Origin of the sequence: Chamaesiphon sp. OTE_75_metabat_556 (genome assembly GCF_031378165.1) — a bacterium.
GTDB lineage: Bacteria > Cyanobacteriota > Cyanobacteriia > Cyanobacteriales > Chamaesiphonaceae > Chamaesiphon.
Genome location: NZ_JANNDR010000301.1, coordinates 1 through 3,979, shown reverse-complemented (window position 1 = coordinate 3,979; position 3,979 = coordinate 1). Strand labels below are relative to the sequence as shown.

The window sequence follows — 3,979 nt, the reverse complement described above, 5'->3', positions numbered from 1 at the left end:
AATTTTTCTGTCATTTAACATGATAATATACTTGCACGATTCCTACCAGTTAAACATTACGAGAGTTACAATACCAATCTTGTCGATCGCCAGAGCGGGAACATTATAGATAAATTAGCATAGCAGGTTCGGTAGAACCATAATTTTTTCAGATCGGCCATTAGCAACCACGAGAGAAGACTGATACAACTATCTATTGTCGAAGGGAATAGCTAGTGTAAAAACAGTACGAGTACTGAGTGAAGCTGCACTATTAGGTGGTTTGACAATCGAAGGAAGAAGTGAGCCATTGAGAATTCTCAGCGATGGAGCGGGGCAATTTAATATTATGACACATGGATTATGCTGGGTTCATATTGAAAGAGGCTTGAGGAAGTTAGAGGGAAATACCGATCCAGAACGAGATAATATTGCCGAAATGCAAGGATTATTGTGGGAATATTATCAAGAATTAAAACAATATCAACAGCATCCTGGCACTAACGGTTCAATCAAACTACAGAGTAGATTTGATGAGATATTTGGACGATGTTATATCCATCATGGGCTACTCAATAATGTCCTTAATCAAATCAGAAATCATAAAGTTCAACTGTTGCAGGTATTGGATTGTCCCGAATTTCCATTGCACAACAATGCCGCAGAAACAGATATTAGAGAATATGTTACTCGCCGAAAAATTAGTGGTGGAACACGTTCTGCGCTAGGGCGAAAAGCCAGAGATACGTTTGTTGGCTTGAAAAAGACTTGTCGTAAATTAGGGATTTCGTTTTGGAACTATCTTACGTCTAGACTACACAACAATGAGCAAGTACTACCGTTATCAGATGTGATCCGTACTAAAGCTGCTACAAAAATTCCGGCTCCGGCATAGCAGATTTGAGGTACCTAATCTTAGCCATTACAAAGATGGGTATTTGTCGCGACCATATCCCCCCTACCAGCGTTTATTGAGGTCTTACAAATTATCATGCTTTTACCCTTTCAGAAATTAGACCGAATTACCCAAACACCAGGACAATGTTGTGGACGACCTTGTATTCGGGGAATGCGGATTCGAGTCAGTGACATTTTAGAAATGCTGGCTGAAAATGTATCTGTTGAAGAAATATTGACTGATTTCCCCGATTTAGAACCCGAAGATATTCAAGCTTGTTTGCTATTTGCTGCTCGTCGGACAGAATTCCTCCGTTTAACAGCATGATAATTTGGGTAGATGCACAGTTACCGCCAACCTTGGCAGCATGGCTCGTCGAAACCTTTGGAGTTACTGCGTTTTCTCTCAAAGAATTAGGATTGCGTGATGCCAAAGACGCTGAAATCTTTGAAGCGGCAAGGTAACCTAATCTTGTCATTATGACAAAAGATAGCGATTTCGTTGACTTGGTTTGTCGGCTAGGATCGCCACCTCAAATTCTTTGGCTTACTTGTGGTAATGTCACCAATCAAAATCTCAGATGACTACTATCTTTAAACTTTACTGAAGCAATCACCCAACTTCAGCAAGGGGAAATTGTAGTCGAGATTGGTGAGTAAACTATTATCGTTCGCGCAGCGTGCCGGAGGCAATCGAATGTGATGTCTGAAAATTAGTTTAAACAGGAGTAAACTCATTGCAGATCATGCATGATACATTAGCTAATCTACCTGGAATTATGATCGATCGAGATATTTGGCAATTGTTAGGCTCTCCGTCAGTACTGCGGAGTTTCGATACGGGCTATTTCTGGAAACCTTATAAGGGTGAAGTTTACAAGCCGCTGGTTACATCGTCCGATCTGAAAAATAAGATGTCAGAATTACTGATGGTGGCTTAATTTGCGATCGAATCTGAATTGATTCGATTTCCATCTCTCGATGCCGATCTCTTGAGAAATAAGATCGAACAATTTATCGATCACTATGAAAATATATCAGAGAGGGATAAATAATGGAACTAAATGAATTGCCAGGATCTGAGTTAATTTTACCTGGGCTGGAAGATCTTTACCACGGCAGAAATAATACGATCGGGTCGCTATTAATCTCGTTGGCGTAGCCTCTCTGAAAGAGACTCGCATCTATCCGTTTAACTGAAGCGGGTTTGAATATTCCGCAGGGGTCTCTAGTCTCAGAGCCGGAACTCGCTTTGTATGAATATCTTCAGCTCGATCGCGATGATGCTTATTCTTACTATAATGCTTTATTAAATAGCCTCAATAGTTTTTGTGCGGCACTCGAACTGAAGTCAAAATATCAATAAAAGGGGTTTGGGCAAGTAAAATAAGTATGGCGAGCAAAGGCTTTATGGCTTTGGACAAGCTTGCTTGTGGGCAGTGCCCACCCTACATTTCTACATTTCTAATTGCATAGCAAAATAACAAAACCTTACAATCGCCTGCACGGGAACAGATTGTAAGGTTATCCGCCCTATTTTCAAATCCACTGCCTTGCGATTTGTTGCAAACCGTTAGGCGCACATTATGCTTAGATAAATGCGGTGAAATTAGGCTATTGTGTAAATGCTCAAAAATATCGATGCGGATCTGAAATTTGGGAAATTGATAATGTCGAACATTAACTTGGCGAATTTCATTTTGTGCAGCACGACTGCAATGTTTTCGTTGTCTATTGGTAGTAACTTGGCTCAGGCAAGTTTTGTTTGTCCGAATGGCCCTGGTCCTGGAGAGAGGCAGATTGGGATTACTGGTGGCAGTCATGGTGTCGCGGCGATTCTACTCTGCGAAGAAATACCCCAGTCAGGCGATGGTAACAATTCTCGCGAGAGTAGCTCCCCCGTGTCTCGTTATTACGACCCCAAGTTGGCGGCACTAAAATTTCAATCCGCTGCTACCATGGTCAATGTGCTACAACAAGCTAGATTATTGCAAGATCCAAAGTATGTGAAATATATATCTGGTAGTTGGAACCTTTTTCCTACTTCAAGGTTAGCGGGGGTAAAGCCAGGTAACTATTGTGCTGCATCTTTTTTTAAGGCATCAATGGATCCGGAAGCTAAAAAGGCACCAATAATGATCGATTTGTTGGGACCTGGCGGTGACTACAAAGGTGCTCTGCTTACATTTGCAGCAGAAGCTATTCCGAGACCTAAAACGATGAAAACAATTACGGTTACTCTGATTCAAAACAATGAACCCCCTGCCACGGTAAAGGCATTTAATTACACAATGCCAAAGCTGCCATTTGGGGTGATTGCTTTTGCTGTGCCGACAATTGATGCAGCTTTGGCGGGAATGGAAGATGTCCAGAATTTTGATGTAAAAATAGATGGTAAGTCTGTTGCCAAGACCATGTGGCATAGTGGTCTCAAGATGAAGGATGAATTCCGTAAGTGCTTGAATGGTCAACCTTATTCGGTCACGGAAATCGACATAGTGCCGGAGCGGTTGAAAACACAGTCCAGAAACAAGCGATCCTTGGATTGCTAATATGGGGATTTTTCAAGACGATCCGACTTTTGATGACTTTTTAGAAGAAGTGAATAGCTATCGCAACGCGATTACCTCCAGTAGGCTACGCCAACGACACAACAAATTCACAATCTGATTGTTGCCAAGGGAATAAATAAAGACATTGGCTGGGAAGGTAAGGCAATAAAACCATATTTTAAATAAAAATCTCTAGCCGATTCATTAGTTGCATCAACCACAATCGCAAATATACCTATCTCGCGAGACAGCACAATCGCTCGTCGAAAACATTCCATCAATAATGCCTTCCCTAAACCTTTTCCCCGTCTAGTAATATCTACCGCTAATCGACCGATCCGCATCGCCGGAATCGGGTATCGGGGCAAACCTTTCTGAAACTCTGGTGGTAAAATCTCGATGGTGATCTCTGCCATGCTAACGGAATAATAGCCTGCTATCTGGCGATCGTCAGCACTAACTAAAGCGACAAATGTGGTTCTACCGAACCTGCTATGCTAACCCGTTTATAATAGCCTGATTTTAGCGACGACAAACGGAAGTTATAATTC

General features: G+C 41.7%; 5 protein-coding genes and 2 pseudogenes. 6 read left to right on the top strand and 1 reads right to left on the bottom strand.

Annotated features, from left to right (window positions below; translation table 11 throughout):
• The first annotated feature begins 196 nt into the window (after positions 1–196).
• From RMO27_RS12230 to RMO27_RS12205, 6 genes and pseudogenes are all read left to right on the top strand, one after another.
• Complete coding sequence (locus RMO27_RS12230; protein WP_309732809.1) at positions 197–874, top strand: transposase; 678 nt, start codon at positions 197–199, stop codon at positions 872–874.
• Between the two features lie 96 nt (positions 875–970).
• Positions 971–1,204, top strand: coding sequence for a DUF433 domain-containing protein (locus RMO27_RS12225; RefSeq protein WP_309732806.1), 234 nt, complete (start codon positions 971–973; stop codon positions 1,202–1,204).
• Positions 1,201–1,536: pseudogene (locus RMO27_RS12220) on the top strand (DUF5615 family PIN-like protein). Before RMO27_RS12225 ends, RMO27_RS12220 begins: the two are co-directional and overlap by 4 nt.
• 86 nt (positions 1,537–1,622) lie before the next feature.
• On the top strand, positions 1,623–1,817 hold the full coding sequence (locus RMO27_RS12215; protein ID WP_309732805.1) for a hypothetical protein: 195 nt from the start codon (positions 1,623–1,625) through the stop codon (positions 1,815–1,817).
• Positions 1,818–1,930: 113 nt separating this feature from the next.
• A pseudogene (locus RMO27_RS23855) lies at positions 1,931–2,242 on the top strand (hypothetical protein).
• Positions 2,243–2,501: 259 nt separating this feature from the next.
• Positions 2,502–3,428, top strand: coding sequence for a hypothetical protein (locus tag RMO27_RS12205; RefSeq protein WP_309732802.1), 927 nt, complete (start codon positions 2,502–2,504; stop codon positions 3,426–3,428).
• A 107-nt stretch (positions 3,429–3,535) separates the two neighbouring features.
• Here RMO27_RS12205 and RMO27_RS12200 read toward each other — a convergent pair whose 3' ends face one another.
• A complete protein-coding gene (locus RMO27_RS12200; protein WP_396133689.1) occupies positions 3,536–3,868 on the bottom strand; it encodes a GNAT family N-acetyltransferase in 333 nt (110 codons plus the stop codon).
• Positions 3,869–3,979: the final 111 nt, after the last annotated feature.

Coding starts and splice junctions, on each gene's coding strand:
- RMO27_RS12225 (WP_309732806.1), top strand. CDS start 971: ATGCTTTTACCCTTTCAGAAATTAGACCGAATTACCCAAACACCAGGA.
- RMO27_RS12215 (WP_309732805.1), top strand. CDS start 1,623: ATGCATGATACATTAGCTAATCTACCTGGAATTATGATCGATCGAGAT.
- RMO27_RS12205 (WP_309732802.1), top strand. CDS start 2,502: ATGCTCAAAAATATCGATGCGGATCTGAAATTTGGGAAATTGATAATG.